This window comes from Pseudoflavonifractor sp. BSD2780061688st1 E11 (genome assembly GCF_005844125.1).
GTDB lineage: Bacteria > Bacillota > Clostridia > Lachnospirales > Lachnospiraceae > Sellimonas > Sellimonas catena.
The window spans coordinates 170,584-186,798 of the sequence record NZ_SPHM01000001.1; the positions used below are offsets into that span (position 1 = coordinate 170,584).

Annotated in this window: 13 protein-coding genes; 11 read left to right on the top strand and 2 right to left on the bottom strand. The window is 47.8% G+C overall.

Translation table 11 applies throughout. The annotated features are described in order from the left end of the window. Position 1: 1 nt before the first annotated feature. Positions 2–1,162 carry an NADP-dependent malic enzyme gene (locus FGQ85_RS00765; protein WP_138372413.1) on the bottom strand — a complete coding sequence of 387 codons (1,161 nt, stop codon included), beginning with the start codon at positions 1,160–1,162 and terminating at the stop codon, positions 2–4. Between the two features lie 210 nt (positions 1,163–1,372). Between FGQ85_RS00765 and rho the strand changes: the two genes are divergently transcribed. The 8 genes from rho (at position 1,373) to hisC (ending at position 9,306) form a co-directional block, all read left to right on the top strand. Continuing rightward, the gene (gene rho / locus FGQ85_RS00770; RefSeq protein ID WP_087252632.1) at positions 1,373–2,743 is read left to right on the top strand and encodes a transcription termination factor Rho; all 1,371 of its coding nucleotides are present in this window, start codon (positions 1,373–1,375) and stop codon (positions 2,741–2,743) included. 113 nt (positions 2,744–2,856) lie between these two features. Continuing rightward, positions 2,857–3,063, top strand: coding sequence for a 50S ribosomal protein L31 (rpmE, locus tag FGQ85_RS00775; protein WP_087168467.1), 207 nt, complete (start codon positions 2,857–2,859; stop codon positions 3,061–3,063). A gap of 92 nt (positions 3,064–3,155) precedes the next feature. Next, positions 3,156–4,109, top strand: a complete 954-nt coding sequence (locus FGQ85_RS00780; RefSeq protein ID WP_087168466.1) for a DUF1385 domain-containing protein — start codon at positions 3,156–3,158, stop codon at positions 4,107–4,109. Then, a complete protein-coding gene (gene prmC, locus FGQ85_RS00785) occupies positions 4,106–4,987 on the top strand; it encodes a peptide chain release factor N(5)-glutamine methyltransferase (protein ID WP_087168465.1) in 882 nt (293 codons plus the stop codon). Before FGQ85_RS00780 ends, prmC begins: the two co-directional genes overlap by 4 nt. Continuing rightward, entirely contained in the window at positions 4,980–6,053 is a 1,074-nt protein-coding gene (gene prfA, locus FGQ85_RS00790) for a peptide chain release factor 1 (RefSeq protein WP_087168464.1), read from the top strand. The genes prmC and prfA overlap by 8 nt, the downstream gene beginning before the upstream one ends. Before the next feature lie 83 nt (positions 6,054–6,136). Next, the gene (locus tag FGQ85_RS00795) at positions 6,137–7,051 is read left to right on the top strand and encodes a phosphatidylglycerol lysyltransferase domain-containing protein (RefSeq protein WP_087168463.1); all 915 of its coding nucleotides are present in this window, start codon (positions 6,137–6,139) and stop codon (positions 7,049–7,051) included. After that, complete coding sequence (locus FGQ85_RS00800; protein ID WP_138372414.1) at positions 7,048–8,244, top strand: pyridoxal phosphate-dependent aminotransferase; 1,197 nt, start codon at positions 7,048–7,050, stop codon at positions 8,242–8,244. The genes FGQ85_RS00795 and FGQ85_RS00800 overlap by 4 nt, the downstream gene beginning before the upstream one ends. 6 nt (positions 8,245–8,250) lie before the next feature. Continuing rightward, positions 8,251–9,306 (top strand): histidinol-phosphate transaminase, encoded by a 1,056-nt coding sequence (gene hisC, locus FGQ85_RS00805; RefSeq protein WP_087168461.1) that lies wholly within the window; start codon positions 8,251–8,253, stop codon positions 9,304–9,306. 63 nt (positions 9,307–9,369) lie between these two features. Here the strand turns inward: hisC and FGQ85_RS00810 are convergent, their stop codons facing one another. Then, positions 9,370–9,720 carry a helix-turn-helix transcriptional regulator gene (locus tag FGQ85_RS00810; protein WP_087252580.1) on the bottom strand — a complete coding sequence of 117 codons (351 nt, stop codon included), beginning with the start codon at positions 9,718–9,720 and terminating at the stop codon, positions 9,370–9,372. A 205-nt stretch (positions 9,721–9,925) separates the two neighbouring features. Between FGQ85_RS00810 and FGQ85_RS00815 the strand changes: the two genes are divergently transcribed. From FGQ85_RS00815 to FGQ85_RS00825, 3 genes are all read left to right on the top strand, one after another. Further along, positions 9,926–10,390 carry a hypothetical protein gene (locus tag FGQ85_RS00815; protein WP_087168459.1) on the top strand — a complete coding sequence of 155 codons (465 nt, stop codon included), beginning with the start codon at positions 9,926–9,928 and terminating at the stop codon, positions 10,388–10,390. Positions 10,391–10,472: 82 nt separating this feature from the next. Further along, on the top strand, positions 10,473–11,534 hold the full coding sequence (ispG, locus tag FGQ85_RS00820; protein ID WP_087168458.1) for a flavodoxin-dependent (E)-4-hydroxy-3-methylbut-2-enyl-diphosphate synthase: 1,062 nt from the start codon (positions 10,473–10,475) through the stop codon (positions 11,532–11,534). 13 nt (positions 11,535–11,547) lie between these two features. Beyond that, the gene (locus tag FGQ85_RS00825) at positions 11,548–16,047 is read left to right on the top strand and encodes a PolC-type DNA polymerase III (RefSeq protein WP_138372415.1); all 4,500 of its coding nucleotides are present in this window, start codon (positions 11,548–11,550) and stop codon (positions 16,045–16,047) included. Positions 16,048–16,215 lie beyond the last annotated feature (168 nt).

Consider the following 16,215-nt stretch of genomic DNA (forward strand, 5'->3'; position numbering starts at 1 on the left):
CTTACGGAATCAGAGCCTTGATGGCTTCGCTCACGGCATCGGCTACACGAGGATCAAATGCTTCCGGAAGAATGTTGGTTTCGCTCAGTTCCTCCTCCGGAACAAGAGAAGCGATGGCATTGGCAGCAGCCAGCTTCATCTCTTCCGTGATCTGGGAAGCACGTCCCTCAAGAGCCCCCCGGAAAATGCCAGGGAATGCGATCACGTTATTCACCTGATTCGGGAAGTCACTCCGTCCGGTTCCGACAACCTTTGCCCCGGCTTCCTTTGCAAGATCCGGCATGATTTCCGGTACCGGATTTGCCATGGCAAAGAGGATGGAATCCTGATTCATGGATGCCACCATCTCCCTGGTGACGATATTCGGGGCGGAGACACCGATGAAAATGTCCGCACCTTTTAACGCATCCGCAAGGGTACCGTGGATCTGATCCGGATTCGTCAGTTCGGCCATCCGTTTCTGCATCCAGTTCAGATGCTCGGAATCCCGGCAGATCGTTCCATTGATATCGCACATGGTGATGTGGGAAAATCCATAGGTCAGGAGGAGCTTTGTGATAGCAACTCCGGCGGAACCTGCACCGTTTACGACAACGCGGCAGGATTCCTTTGATTTTCCGACAACCTTCAGCGCATTGATGACGCCTGCAAGAACGACAATGGCAGTGCCGTGCTGGTCATCATGGAAGACCGGAATGTCCAGAAGCTCTTTTAACCGTTCTTCGATCTCGAAACATCTCGGGGCGGAGATGTCTTCCAGATTGATGCCTCCGAAGGCAGGGGCAATATTCACTACGGTACGAATAATCTCTTCTGTATCCTGTGTATCCAGACAGATCGGAACTGCATTGACCTGTCCGAATTCTTTAAACAGAACCGCTTTTCCCTCCATGACAGGCATTGCGGCACGGGCTCCGATATTGCCAAGACCAAGAACCGCGCTTCCATCGGAGACAACGGCAACCGTATTTGCCTTCATGGTGTATTTGTACACGGCTTCAGGATCTTTGGCGATTACTTTGCAAGGTTCCGCAACTCCCGGTGTATATGCCACTGCAAGGTCCTCCCTTGAACGGACATGTGCCTTTGCCGTCGTTTCGATCTTTCCATTCCAGATTTCATGCATTTTCAGTGCTTTTTCCAATGTATTATTTTCAGCCATACTATTCACCTTTTCTTCATTAATAATGTATGATTATGATCACTTCTTCAATCATACCATTCTTAAAACAGGGGTGCAATTAAATTTTGGAAAAAACACTTTTCATTTTGAAAATTGTGATGTATACTTTACGTATTAAGTCAGTCAGGTCGAGTCAGACTATTTTTTCCCATGAGACCAGAATAGAAAGGAAAATAGAATATGATGGATATGAAAGAAAAATACGAAACGCTTTCACTGGCAGTACTGAAAGATGTGGCGAAAGCAAGGGGGCTGAAAGGAACATCCGCGTTAAAAAAATCGGATCTGATTGAACGCCTTCTTGAAGAAGATAGAAAAACACAGAAGACAGAGGAAACAGAACCTGTAAGAGAAAACAGGCATGATCATGAGCACGTCCAGAGAGAAGACGTAAGAGGGGAAAAGGGTGCCGGACTGGAACTGTCTGACCTGGACAGCGGTATGACGGCCCATGGAATCCTGGAAGTACTCCCGGACGGATACGGATTTATCCGCTGTGAGAACTATCTTCCGGGAGAGAATGATGTTTATGTTTCCCCGTCCCAGATCCGGAAATTCGGACTCAAGACAGGGGATATCGTTTCCGGAAATACGAGAATCAAGACACAGTCTGAAAAATTCAGTGCGCTGTTATTTGTAACGAAGATCAACGGACTTCCACCTGCGGTTGCAGTGAAACGGAAAAACTTTGAAGACATGACACCGATTTTTCCAAATGAGCGTCTGAGACTCGAAAATGAGAGAAGCAGCACAGCGATGAGAATTGTAGACCTGCTCTCGCCAATAGGAAAAGGGCAGAGAGGGATGATTGTATCTCCTCCGAAAGCAGGTAAGACGACACTGTTAAAAGAAGTGGCTCTCTCCGTTCTGAGAAACAACCCGGAGATGCATCTGCTTGTTCTTCTGATCGATGAACGTCCGGAAGAAGTAACCGATATTAAGGAAACAATCCGCGGGAAAAATGTGGAGGTCATCTATTCTACCTTCGATGAACTCCCGGATCACCATAAGAGAGTGTCCGAAATGCTGATTGAGCGTGCAAAACGTCTTGTTGAGCATAAAAAAGATGTTATTATTCTGCTTGACAGTATTACCAGACTTGCAAGAGCCTACAACCTTGTTGTACCTCCGAGCGGACGTACCCTTTCCGGTGGTCTGGATCCGGCGGCCCTGCATATGCCGAAACGCTTTTTCGGAGCCGCAAGAAACATGCGGGAGGGCGGAAGCCTTACCATTCTTGCCACTGCACTTGTAGATACCGGAAGTAAGATGGACGATGTCATTTACGAGGAATTCAAAGGAACCGGAAACATGGAGCTTGTCCTTGACCGGAAACTTTCAGAAAAGAGAATGTTCCCGGCGATTGACATTCCAAAATCCGGGACAAGGCGGGAGGATCTTCTCCTTACCCCGGACGAGCAGGAGGCTGTTTACATTATGCGCCGCGCCCTCAATGGAATGAAGTCGGATGAGGCGGTTGATACGATTCTGAATCTGTTCAACCGGTCGAAGCATAATTCAGAGCTCGTGCAGACTGTCAAAAAAATGAAGTTTATTTAAAAAGAGGGTTGCAAAACAAAAACAGGTATGATACAATAAACCCGCTGTTTAGAAGACGATTAGTCGCAGAGAAATCTGTGTGAGACGAATAAAAGCAAGAAGAGGTGAAAATCATGAAAGAAGGAATCCATCCAGCATATCATCAGGCAACTGTAACATGCAACTGTGGGAATACATTTGTAACAGGATCCACAAAGGAAGATATCCATGTTGAAATCTGCTCCAAATGTCATCCATTCTACACAGGACAGCAGAAAGCAACTCAGGCTCGTGGCCGTGTTGACAAGTTTAACAAGAAATACGGAATCGAAAGCAAATAAGATTCAGAAGTACAGGGCTGAGGTTTTCATATCTCAGCTCTTTTTCGTTACTTGAGAAAAAGATTTGTTTATTTAGCAGAGAAGGAGTTTCAATGAAGTCATCAAATGTAGGAGGACAGGCGGTTCTGGAAGGCGTGATGATGAAACACAAAGACCGGTACGCCGTGGCGGTAAGGAAGCCGGACGGGACGGTTGTTGTGGAGCAGGATGATTACAAAAGCATCGTCGGTTCCCACCAGAAGCTGCTTAAAACACCATTTATCCGCGGAATCTTCAATTTTATCGATTCAATGATTCTGGGTATGAAGACGCTGACGTGGTCAGCCGGCTTTGAGGAAGAAGAGGAGGAGGTGCTGACGGAAAAGGAGGCCAGGAAAAGGGAGAAACTGGATCAGGTGATCAACGGGGTCGTCATGGCGGTTTCTTTCCTGATTGCCATCGCAATTTTTATGGTTCTTCCGTATTTTCTGTCAGATCTGTTCAAGACGGTCATTCCGTCCTATGTTATCCGGACGATTCTCGAAGGCGTGATCCGGATTCTGATTTTTGTCGGCTATATCTGGCTGATCTCCAGGATGGAGGATATCCGGCGTCTGTACCAGTATCATGGTGCCGAGCATAAATGTATCAACTGTATCGAGCATGGACTGCCGCTTACAGTAGACAATGTCAGAATCAGTTCCAAAGAGCATAAACGGTGCGGGACGAGTTTCCTCATGTTTGTTATGATTGTGGGAATTGTCCTTCTGTTTTTTGTCCAGACGGAGTCTCATATTCTGCGGGTTGTAATTCGGATCGCGCTGCTTCCGGTCATTGCGGGAATTTCCTATGAGATTATCCGGCTGGCTGGAAACAGTGATAACGTGGTGGTTAACCTGTTAAGCAGACCGGGGCTGATGCTTCAGGGTCTGACAACAAAGGAACCGGACGACAGTATGATTGAGGTTGCGATTGCTTCTGTGGAAGCGGTCTTTGACTGGAAGGCGTACCTTGCAGAAAATTTTCCGGTCCGTGAAGAATCCGGAAGAAAAGAGGAGGCCGTATGACATTCCGGGAAGCACTGAACTGGGGAAAAGAAAAGCTTCAGCATGCAGGGATTCCGGAATATGATCTGGATGCCTGGCTTTTGCTGGAGCATGTGTCCGGCCTTTCCAGAGCCATGTATTTTGTGAGAGACAGAGAAGAGATGGAAGAATCGTGCCGGGAGCAGTACGAGGAGGCCATAAGAAAGCGCGAAAGCCGCGTCCCGCTCCAGCACATCACCGGGGTGCAGGAATTTATGGGATATGAATTCCACGTCAATGAGCATGTGCTCATTCCCCGGCAGGATACGGAGATCCTTGTAGAGGAGGCAGACCGGGCGGCAGATGATACAGGCGCGAAGCGGATTCTGGATGTCTGCACCGGATCGGGCTGCATCCTGTTAAGCCTTTTAAAAATGAATGAAAACCGGACCGGAACCGGATCCGATCTTTCGGAACCGGCCCTTAAGATGGCGGAGGAGAACCGCAGACTGCTTGAGATTCCGGAAGAACGGGCCGCATTTGTGCAAAGCGATCTGTTTGAAAGAATTGAGGGGACATACGATATGATCGTTTCCAATCCCCCCTACATCAGGACGGAAGAGATCCGGAAGCTCCAGGAGGAGGTCCGGCTCCATGACCCCTACGGGGCACTGGACGGAAAAGAAGACGGGCTGTATTTTTACCGCCGCATCATTTCAGAGGCGGGCGGTTATTTTGACCATCAGGGGACGTTGCTTTTTGAAATCGGATACGATCAGGCGGAGGATGTCAAAAGGCTGATGGAAGAGGCCGGCTACAGTCAGATCTATGTAAAAAAGGATCTGGCAGGGCTTGACCGTGTAGTAGGCGGCGTGTACAATAAAGCAAGAGAAAATGAGGAGGAATTAACAAATGTTTGATAAACTGGACGATTTGCTGATTCGTTTTGAAGAGATTATGGGAGAGCTTCAGGAACCGGACGTTGTCAATGATCAGACGCGGTTCCGCAGTCTGATGAAAGAGCAGAACGATCTGGCCCCGATTGTGGAAGCATATAAAGAATACAAAAAATGTAACGAGACAATCGAGGACAGCCTCGTCATGCTGGAGGAAGAGTCGGATGAAGAGATGCGGGAGCTTCTGAAAGAAGAGCTTGCCGATGCCAGAAAACGTGTAGAAGAGCTGGAGCATGAACTCAAGATCCTGCTTCTCCCGAAAGACCCGAATGATGACAAGAACGTTATCGTCGAGATCCGTGCCGGTGCCGGCGGAGACGAGGCTGCGCTGTTTGCGGCAGAGATCTACCGGATGTATATTCACTATGCAGAACGGAGAAGATGGAAATGTGAGATGATTTCACTCAATGAGAATGGAATCGGCGGTTTCAAGGAGGCAGTCTTTATGATCTCCGGACAGGGCGCTTATTCCAGACTGAAATACGAAAGCGGGGTACACCGTGTACAGCGTGTGCCTGAGACGGAAAGCGGCGGCAGAATTCATACATCCACCATCACGGTTGCTATCATGCCGGAGGCGGAGGAAGTGGATGTTCATATCGATATGAACGACTGTAAATTCGACGTATTCCGTGCTTCCGGAAACGGTGGACAGTGTGTCAACACGACAGACTCTGCTGTACGTCTGACACATATTCCGACAGGAATTGTGATTTCCTGTCAGGATGAGAAGTCCCAGCTGAAAAACAAGGATAAAGCGCTCAAGGTTCTGCGTGCAAGACTTTACGAGCTGGAGCAGGCAAAGCAGCATGACGCTGAGGCTGAGGCAAGAAGAAGCCAGGTAGGAACCGGAGACCGTTCCGAGAAGATCCGGACGTACAACTTCCCGCAGGGACGTGTGACAGATCACCGGATCAAGCTGACACTTCACAAACTGGATACCGTGTTAAACGGAGATCTGGATGAAATCATTGATTCGCTGATTGCGGCCGATCAGGCGGCAAAACTTGCGAACATGCAGGAAAACTAACTGACAGACAGGATTCCCTATATCGGTATGGCACCGGATGTAGGGCTTTTGTATTCGTGGAAAAGAAGAAGGTATAATACAGTATGGATGAATGGAAATTTAACCGTGTCCAGCTAAAGGATCAGGAACTGATTAAGGAATATTTTCGGAAATACCCGTCAAGAAGCTGTGACAGAACATTTTTTGGAGTTATGCTTTGGGGAAGACATTATAATCTGGATTTTGCCTTTACAGGAAAAGCTATTCTGTTCCGGGAAAAGACAGAGAGCGGGTACGGTTTTGCATGGCCCGCAGGACCGGATGAGGAAATCCGGGAACTGATCCCGCAGATGGAGAAACACTGCGAGGAGCAGGGAGGAGAGTTTCATATGTACGGACTTTCCGAAGCACAGTTTGCCCTTGTCGACAGCTGGTATCCGGGAAAGTACCAGATTGAATATGACAGGGATGCGGCGGATTATATTTATGAGTCGGAAAAGCTTTGTACCCTGTCTGGAAAAAAGCTTCACGGTAAACGGAACCACATCAATAAGTTCAAGGCCACGTATGAGGACTGGGCATATGAGCCGCTCACAAAGGACAATCTGGAAGAATGCTTTCAGATGGCTCTGAAATGGAGAAACGAAAACGGATGTGACGAAGATGAAGAGAAAAACTGCGAGATGTGTGTAACGCTCAATTCTCTGAGACTGTTTCAGGAGCTGCATCTCAAAGGTGGAATTCTTCGTGTAAACGGTAAGATTGTCGCATTTACCGTCGGGGAACCGGTAAGTGATGACACGGTTGTTGTCCACATTGAAAAGGCATTTGCCGATGTGCCGGGTGCATATACAATGATCAACCAGCAGTTTGTGGAACATGAATGTATGGGATACCGCTATGTCAACAGAGAGGATGATGCCGGACAGGAGGGGCTTAGAAAAGCAAAGCTTTCCTATAAGCCGGCAATGCTGCTTGAAAAAGGAGTTTTATCAAAAGTACAGGAGGTATCAGAATGATTGCAGAGAAGATGAAAGGGATGGTGGCAAACAGTTCCGCGATCCGTGCGATGTTTGAGGAAGGAAACCGGCTTGCCGGGATTTACGGGGCAGAAAACGTCTATGATTTCAGTCTTGGAAATCCGAATATTCCGGCTCCGGAAGCGTTGACAAACGCCATGATGGATGTGCTGAAAGAGGAGGATCCGGTTGTGCTGCACGGATATACGAACAGCAATGCAGGGTATGCGGACGTCAGAGAGGCTGTTGCACAGAATCTGAACGAGCGTTTCGGAACTTCCTTTGAAGGAAAGAATATTACGATGACAGTAGGAGCGGCAGGCGGCCTGAATGTCATTCTGAAAACACTGATCAATCCGGGAGATGAAGTGATTGTCTTTGCGCCGTATTTTGGAGAATACAGAAGCTATGTCAACAATTTTGACGGAGTGCTTGTGGAGATCTCCCCTGATACGGAGACATTCCAGCCAAAACTTGACGAGTTTGCCCGGAAGATCACGCCGAAGACCAAAGCGGTGATCGTCAACAATCCGAACAACCCGACCGGTGTCGTATATTCCGAGGAGACAGTAAAGAAGATGGCTTCCGTTATGGAGGAAAAGCAGAAGGAATACGGAACGGATATTTATCTGATTTCCGACGAGCCGTACCGTGAGCTTGTGTACGGGGATGCCGAAGTTCCATTCCTGACAAAGTATTACGACAATACGATTGTAGGTTATTCATTCAGTAAGTCCCTTTCTCTTCCGGGAGAGCGGATCGGATACCTTGTGATTCCGGATAAAGTGACAGACAGTGCGGACGTAATTTCCGCTGCCAACGTAGCAACCCGGATTCTTGGATTTGTCAATGCACCGACACTCCAGCAGAAAGCAGTGGCAAGATGCCTGAATGAGAAGGCGGACATCGCTTTTTATGATAAGAACAGAGAAACCCTGTACGAAGGGTTAAAGAAGGCGGGATTTTCCTGCATTAAACCGGAAGGAGCATTCTATCTGTTTGTCAAGTCTCCGGTGGAAGATGAAAAGGAATTCTGCAGCAGAGCGAAAAAATACAATATTCTGATGGTGCCGGGAAGCTCCTTTGGATGTCCGGGCTATGTCAGACTTGCATACTGTGTCGCATACGACACGATTGTACGTGCGCTCCCGAAATTTGAAGAACTTGCGGCCGAGTACCGCGGACAGGAGTAGACGCGTATGAGACTGGAAGAAAATATCCGCCGGGTGACTCCTTATGTTCCGGGAGAGCAGCCGCAGCAGAAAGTAATCAAACTGAATACCAATGAAAATCCGTATCCGCCTGCGCCGGGAGTGGAGCGGGCACTAAAGGAGATGGATGACGGAAGACTCCGTCTGTATCCGGATCCGGAAATCCGCATGCTGACAGAGAGCCTGGCCGAATACTGCCAGGTGAAACCGGAACAGATTTTTGTAGGAGTGGGATCAGATGACGTACTGTCAATGAGCTTTCTTACCTTTTTTAATTCCGGAAAGCCGATTCTGTTTCCGGATATTACCTATTCCTTTTATAAGGTGTGGGCAGAACTCTACCGGATCCCGTATGAATGCTGTCCGCTGGATGAGAAGATGCACCTCAGAAAAGAGGACTACTGTAAGGAAAACGGAGGCATCATTTTCCCGAATCCGAATGCGCCGACGGGAATTTATGAGAGTCTGGATGTGATTGAGGAGATTTTAAAGCAGAATCCGGACGTGATCGTCATTGTGGATGAGGCGTATATCGATTTTGCAGGAAAGCCGTCCGCCATTTCCCTGATTGACCGGTATGACAATCTTCTGGTGACACAAACCTTTTCCAAGTCCAGATCCATGGCAGGAATGCGGATCGGATTTGCGGCAGGGAACGAACGGCTTATTCGCTGGCTCCAGGATGTGAAGTATTCTTTCAATTCCTATACTATGTCCTATCCGGCTATTGTCTGCGGGACGGAAGCGGTAAAAGATACGGAGTACTTCCGGAAGACGACGGAAAAGATTGTCGCCACAAGAGAATGGAGCAAAGAGAAACTGGCGGATCTGGGATTTGAATTTCCGGATTCCAGTACAAACTTTATTTTTGCAAAACATCCGAAGTATGATGGAGAAAAACTGTTTCAGGCTTTAAAGGAACGGCAGATTTATGTCAGACACTGGAAACAGCCTGAGATCGCGCAGTATTTACGAATCACTGTCGGAACAGATGAGGAAATGAATCAGTTTTTTGACACGTTGGAAGAGATTATGAAAGAATAAGTCAGGAAAGGAGGAATCAAAAATTCCTCCTTTCCTGATTTCTGAAATATTGTGTATGGATGATCATTGCCTGTCCCTCAAAGCCAGGAGGTTTGCATATTCCAGCAGATCCTGCTTTGACTTCGGGGAGAGAGACATGAAAACAGTTTTGAGCTGATACTGAATAATCCGTTCGTTTATGGCAGGCCCGGACGAAGAAACTTCGACCGGATGCGACTCCTTGCCGGAAATGAGATAATCGGTACTGACATGAAAAAACTGCGCAATCATATACAGTTTGTCATAGTCTGGCTGTCGGTTTTTGGTCTCGTATCCGGCGATGGTTGATCGGGATACCTGAAGGTATTGTGCTAGCTGGTCCTGAGTTACGTCTGCGTTTCTGCGCAGCAATTTTAGTCTTTCTGAAAACCCCATATATTGCCTCCTATCTTTAGTGTGGCTACATTTTAGCAATAGAAACGTGGGGAAAACAGGAAGTGTGGCGGAAAGGAACACGGATGGAGCGATATGTGTCGAAAAACATCAAAAGGAGCCGGAGACGAATCCCGTGTTGACAGGTATGAATAAAAATTTTATAATTTACTTAGAATAAAAGAAGAAAAATATGGAGGTAATCCGGATGTTAATTGCCAAAAATGATGAAAAAGAGAGAAGTTTCCTGTTTCGGATTGTAATCTGGACAGCGTCTGTTCTCATCATTGCGGTTGCAGCGTACTTCCTGATCCGGTCATTTGCAAGAAATCCGATTGCTGGGACATGGGAATATCAGGATGACAATATTACAATGACCATTCAAAGTGATGATAAAGTTAAACTTCAGTTTGATAATCTGCAGGATGTTCCGGAACTTGCGGTGACAATGGACTGTCAGGTGGATAAAACGGAAAAGACGCTGGTGATCGGCGGACTGCAGCAAAGTGAGATTGACAGAATCCTGGAGCAGTATGATGGACAGTTGACCCAGAGTGCTCTGGATACAGCGCTTTCCATGTTTACGACATCGTTTGACTACAGCATGGAACGGCAGACGTTGACGCTTACGGACCGCGAATACGGTGAACAGATGATATTTGATAAAAAATAGAACTTTCCCCTCTATACAGGAAAACGGATATGACGTGTGACTTGGGTAGAGGGGGATTTTATTCATGTAGAGGAGGAAGAGTATGCTGCGCACACAGACAAAAGTAATTCAGATAGGAAATGTAAAGATCGGAGGCAGTTATCCGGTTGCCATCCAGTCTATGACAAACACAAAAACAGAAGATGTAGAAGCAACGGTAAAGCAGATCCTGGCTCTTGAGCGGGCAGGCTGCGAGATTATCCGGTGTGCCGTTCCGACAATGGAGGCTGCAGAAGCACTCAGAGAGATCAAACGCAGAATTCATATCCCGCTTGTGGCGGATATCCACTTTGACTACCGGCTTGCCATTGCGGCCATTGAAAACGGAGCGGACAAGATCCGTATTAACCCGGGAAATATCGGGGATCAGGACCGTGTGAGAAAAGTAGTGGAGAAGGCCAAAGAATACAAGGTTCCGATCAGGGTAGGAGTCAACAGCGGCTCTCTGGAAAAGAATCTTGTGGAAAAATATGATGGCGTGACGGCCGAAGGACTGGTGGAAAGCGCGCTGGATAAAGTGCGTATGATTGAAAAAATGGGATACAACAATCTGGTTGTCAGTATTAAGGCATCTGATGTCATGATGTGTGTCAAAGCGCATGAACTACTTGCTCCGCAGTGTCCGTATCCGCTTCACGTCGGTATTACGGAAGCAGGGACTATCCTTTCCGGCAATATCAAATCTTCCATCGGGCTTGGAATCATTCTTTATCAGGGAATCGGAAATACCATCCGCGTCTCTCTGACGGGAGACCCGCTGGAAGAAGTCAAATCCGCAAAGCTGATTTTAAGGACATTGGGGCTGAAAAAGGGCGGCATCGAGGTCGTTTCCTGTCCGACCTGCGGCAGAACCAGAATTGACCTGATCGGCCTTGCAAACCAGGTGGAAGACATGGTTCAGGATATCCCGCTTGACGATGTGAAAGTGGCAGTCATGGGCTGTGTTGTCAATGGACCTGGTGAGGCGAAGGAAGCCGATATCGGAATTGCCGGAGGCGTTGGAGAAGGACTCCTGATTAAAAAGGGAGAGATTGTAAAAAAACTCAAAGAAGAAGAACTCCTCCCGGCCCTTAGGGAAGAGCTTCTGAACTGGAAAAAAGATTGAGGACGTATGACATATGGGAAAAGACTTTTTTGAAGTGTTTCCGACTCTGAACCTTTCGGAGGAGATAAAATTTCTGCTGAAAGATGTCAGGGTTACGAAAGTTTCAACGAATTCAACAAGAGATTTTATCCGGATTTATCTGTTTTCCACCCATCTTCTGCAGAAAAAGAAGATTTATGAACTGGAATATGCTATCAAGCACCAGTTGTTTGACCGGACGATGATCCAGGTGGAGATTCTGGAGAGCTATCAGCTGTCAGAGCAGTATACGCCGGAAAACCTGATGCACGAGTATTATGACAGTATCCTTCTGGAGCTGGAGCAGAGAAGCGCCGTTGAGAGAAGCATGTTTGAGCATGCGGACTATGATTTCGAGGACAGCGTTCTGAATCTGAAGCTTCAGAATTCTATCGTGGCAGAAGGAAAGAAGGAGGCGATTGTAAGCCTCCTTTCCGAAGTGTTTAATGACCGTTTTCATGTGCCTCTTTCCATTAAAGTCGGCTATCAACCGCCGAAAAAAAAGAGCGCGCTTGAGTTTAACGAACTTCAGCTTCAGGCAGAAGTGGATGAAATTATTGAGAGAAACGAGGCGCTCCGCAAGGAGAAACGGAAAAATACGGAAGAGGCGGATGCCGGAGAAAACGGGACAAAAGAAGAGAAAACAAAATCTGCTCCAAAGACATTGAAAGAAAAGCGGTTTGGAAAAGAGATGAAGAAACCGTTTGTCAGACGTGATTTCAGAAAATCGGATGATCCGAACATGATTTACGGACGTGACTTCGATGATCCTCCGATCGAACTCTCCCAGGTGTTGGGTGAGATGGGCGAGATCACCATCCGGGGAAAGGTCATCAGCTTTGATACGAGAGAGATCCGGAATGAAAAGACGATCCTCATGTTTGCCATCACCGATTTTACCGATACGATCGTTGTCAAGATGTTTGCCAGAAACGACCAGCTCCCGGACCTGCTTGGCGACATAAAAAAGGGTGCATTCCTGAAAGTAAAGGGGATTACCACGATCGACAAATTTGACGGGGAGCTGACCATCGGTTCTGTGAGCGGAATCCGGAAAATCAGTGACTTCACCGTGCAGAGAAAGGATCTCTACCCGGAAAAGCGTGTAGAGCTGCACTGCCATACGAAAATGAGCGATATGGACGGGGTATCGGAAGTCAAAGATATTGTAAAGCGTGCGCATGACTGGGGACACAAAGCGATTGCCATTACGGACCACGGTGTCGTTCAGGCATTCCCGGATGCCAACCACTATATCGAATCTCTGGATAAAGACGATCCGTTTAAAATTATTTACGGCGTGGAGGCGTATCTGGTGGATGATCTGACGGAGATTGCCCAGGGGGCGAAGGACCAGACTCTTCAGGATACATATGTGGTATTTGACCTGGAGACGACCGGATTCAGCCCGATTCAGGACAAGATCATTGAAATAGGAGCGGTCAAGGTGGAGCAGGGTAGAATCACGGAGCGGTTCAGTACTTTCGTCAATCCGAAGATTCCGATTCCGTTTAAGATCACGGATCTGACCGGTATTACCGATGACATGGTGATGGATGCCGAGCCTGTCGAGGAAGTCCTTCCAAAATTTCTGGACTTTGTGGGAGATGCGGTTCTGGTAGCCCACAATGCAGGATTTGATGTCAGTTTTATTGAGCAGAACTGTAGATATCAGGAGATCGAGAAGGAATTTATATCGGTGGATACGGTGGCCCTCGCCCGGGTGCTCCTTCCGACTCTTTCCAAGTATAAGCTGAATGTTGTGGCAAAGGCACTGAACATTTCGCTGGAAAATCATCACCGGGCCGTGGATGATGCCCAGGCGACGGCCGAGATTTTTGTCCGGTTTGTCGAAATGCTGAAAGACAGGGAAATTTTTACATTGAAAGAGCTGAATCACTTCGGCTCCATGAATCCGGACGCAATCCGGAAACTTCCGTCCCACCATGCGGTCATTCTGGCGAAAAACGAGACCGGGCGTGTGAATCTGTACCGCCTGATTTCCATGTCCCACCTGCAGTATTTTTCCAGAATGCCGAGAATTCCAAAGAGCGAATTTTTACGGTACAGGGACGGACTCATTATCGGAAGCGCCTGTGAGGCAGGCGAACTGTTCCAGGCTGTCTTAAATGGAAAATCAGAAGAACAGATCGCAAAGCTGGTGAATTTCTATGATTATCTGGAAATCCAGCCGATCGGGAATAACAGGTTCATGATTGCAAGCGACCGTGTTTCCAATGTAAAAAGCGAGGAGGACCTGCGGGATTTGAACCGGAAAATTGTAAGGCTTGGCGAGAAATTCTGCAAACCGGTTGTGGCAACCTGCGATGTTCATTTCCTGGATCCGGAGGACGAGGTCTACCGTAGAATCATCATGGCGGGAAAAGGCTTTTCTGATGCGGATGAACAGGCACCGTTGTATCTGCATACGACGGAAGAGATGATGGAGGAGTTTTCCTACCTCGGAGCGGCAAAAGCCCATGAGGTTGTAATCGAGAATCCGAATAAGATTGCGGACATGATTGAAAAGATTGCTCCGGTCCGACCGGACAAATGTCCTCCGGTCATTGAAAATTCCGATCAGACCCTGCGTGATATCTGTTATAAAAAAGCCCATGAAATGTATGGAGATCCCCTCCCGGACGTCGTGACGGAACGGCTGGAGAGGGAGCTTCATTCCATTATCTCCAATGGATTCGCCGTGATGTATATTATTGCCCAGAAGCTGGTATGGAAGTCCAATGAGGATGGATATCTGGTTGGTTCCCGTGGATCAGTCGGATCTTCCTTTGTCGCTACCATGGCAGGAATCACGGAGGTCAATCCGTTAAGCCCGCATTATTATTGTCCGCACTGCCATTACAGTGACTTTGATTCCGAGGAAGTACGCGCGTTTGCGGGGGGCTGCGGATGGGATATGAAGGACAAGGACTGCCCGGTATGCGGACATCCGCTCGTCAAAGACGGGTTCGATATCCCGTTTGAGACTTTCCTTGGGTTTAAAGGAAACAAAGAGCCGGATATTGACCTGAACTTTTCGGGAGATTATCAGAGTAACGCTCACAAGTATACGGAAGTCATCTTTGGAAAAGGGCAGACGTTCCGCGCGGGGACCATCGGTACCCTGGCGGACAAGACCGCATTCGGATTTGTGAAGAACTATTATGAAGAGCGGGGCAGCAGGAAGCGAAACTGTGAGATCGACCGGATCGTACAGGGATGTACGGGAATCCGGAGAAGTACAGGGCAGCATCCGGGAGGAATTATCGTTCTTCCTCACGGTGAGGACATCAACTCCTTTACCCCGGTGCAGCATCCGGCAAATGATATGAATACGGATATCATTACGACCCATTTTGACTACCACTCCATTGACCACAACCTATTAAAGCTTGACATTCTGGGACACGATGATCCGACCATGATCAAGACACTGGAGGAGCTGATCAATTCGGACGCCATGGACAATGAATATGACGGCGTAGAGAATGTATTTGACGCCAGAGATATTCCGCTGGATGACCCGAAAGTCATGTCGCTGTTTGCCAATACGGAGGCACTCGGCATCACGCCGGATGACATTGACGGATGTCCGGTTGGATGCCTTGGTATTCCGGAGTTCGGAACGGACTTTGTTATCCAGATGGTAGTAGATACAAAGCCAAAGACCCTCTCCGACCTGATCCGGATTTCCGGGCTTTCCCACGGAACCGATGTGTGGCTGAATAATGCGCAGACGTTGATTCAGGAGGGAAAGGCAACGATTTCCACGGCGATCTGTACCCGTGATGATATTATGACTTACCTCATCAACAAAGGGATGGACAGTGAGCTCTCTTTTACGATCATGGAGAAAGTGCGAAAGGGAAAAGGACTCACGCCGGAGTTTGAAGAGTCGATGAAAGAGGCTGGAGTACCGGACTGGTATATCTGGTCCTGTAAGAAGATCAAGTATATGTTCCCGAAAGCGCATGCGGCCGCCTATGTTATGATGGCATACCGGATTGCCTACTGTAAGGTCAACTATCCACTTGCGTATTATGCTGCCTACTTTGGAATCCGTGCAGACGCCTTTTCCTATGAGCTGATGTGTCAGGGAAAGGAAAAACTGGCATACCATATCCGGGAATATAAAAGCAGACAGGACCGGCTGAGTAAAAAAGAGCAGGATACGATGAAAGATATGAAGATCGTGCAGGAAATGTATGCGCGAGGTCTGGAGTTTATGCCGATTGATATTTATGAGGCAAAAGCGACCAAGTTCCGGATTGTGGACGGAAAGCTGATGCCGCCCCTTTCCAGTATCGATGGAATGGGAGACAAGGCGGCAGAAGCGGTGGAACAGGCAGCGAGGGACGGCAGGTACCTTTCAAAAGATGATTTCCGACAGAGAACCAAGGCCAGCAAGACGGTGATTGATAAGATGTCGGAACTGGGACTTCTTTCCGATCTTCCGGAATCCAATCAGTTATCTCTGTTTGATTTTGCAGATTAATGCTTTAAACGAATAAAGGAATATGATATACTAAAGAGGATAAGCCAAAGAGGCGGGTCCTCTTTTTTCTGTGCAAAAAGCCGGAAAGGAAAGACTTCTGCACAGAAGGCATTGCATGGAACAGGGAAGCGTTTTATTCCCAAATTAATCTGACCAGGAGGAAGAAAA

What these genes read in the sequence shown, in the direction of transcription:
- FGQ85_RS00765 (WP_138372413.1), bottom strand. Translation starts at nt 1,162, where the DNA reads ATGGCTGAAAATAATACATTGGAAAAAGCACTGAAAATGCATGAAATC.
- rho (WP_087252632.1), top strand. Translation starts at nt 1,373, where the DNA reads ATGAAAGAAAAATACGAAACGCTTTCACTGGCAGTACTGAAAGATGTG.
- rpmE (WP_087168467.1), top strand. Translation starts at nt 2,857, where the DNA reads ATGAAAGAAGGAATCCATCCAGCATATCATCAGGCAACTGTAACATGC.
- FGQ85_RS00780 (WP_087168466.1), top strand. Translation starts at nt 3,156, where the DNA reads ATGAAGTCATCAAATGTAGGAGGACAGGCGGTTCTGGAAGGCGTGATG.
- prmC (WP_087168465.1), top strand. Translation starts at nt 4,106, where the DNA reads ATGACATTCCGGGAAGCACTGAACTGGGGAAAAGAAAAGCTTCAGCAT.
- prfA (WP_087168464.1), top strand. Translation starts at nt 4,980, where the DNA reads ATGTTTGATAAACTGGACGATTTGCTGATTCGTTTTGAAGAGATTATG.
- FGQ85_RS00795 (WP_087168463.1), top strand. Translation starts at nt 6,137, where the DNA reads ATGGATGAATGGAAATTTAACCGTGTCCAGCTAAAGGATCAGGAACTG.
- FGQ85_RS00800 (WP_138372414.1), top strand. Translation starts at nt 7,048, where the DNA reads ATGATTGCAGAGAAGATGAAAGGGATGGTGGCAAACAGTTCCGCGATC.
- hisC (WP_087168461.1), top strand. Translation starts at nt 8,251, where the DNA reads ATGAGACTGGAAGAAAATATCCGCCGGGTGACTCCTTATGTTCCGGGA.
- FGQ85_RS00810 (WP_087252580.1), bottom strand. Translation starts at nt 9,720, where the DNA reads ATGGGGTTTTCAGAAAGACTAAAATTGCTGCGCAGAAACGCAGACGTA.
- FGQ85_RS00815 (WP_087168459.1), top strand. Translation starts at nt 9,926, where the DNA reads ATGTTAATTGCCAAAAATGATGAAAAAGAGAGAAGTTTCCTGTTTCGG.
- ispG (WP_087168458.1), top strand. Translation starts at nt 10,473, where the DNA reads ATGCTGCGCACACAGACAAAAGTAATTCAGATAGGAAATGTAAAGATC.
- FGQ85_RS00825 (WP_138372415.1), top strand. Translation starts at nt 11,548, where the DNA reads ATGGGAAAAGACTTTTTTGAAGTGTTTCCGACTCTGAACCTTTCGGAG.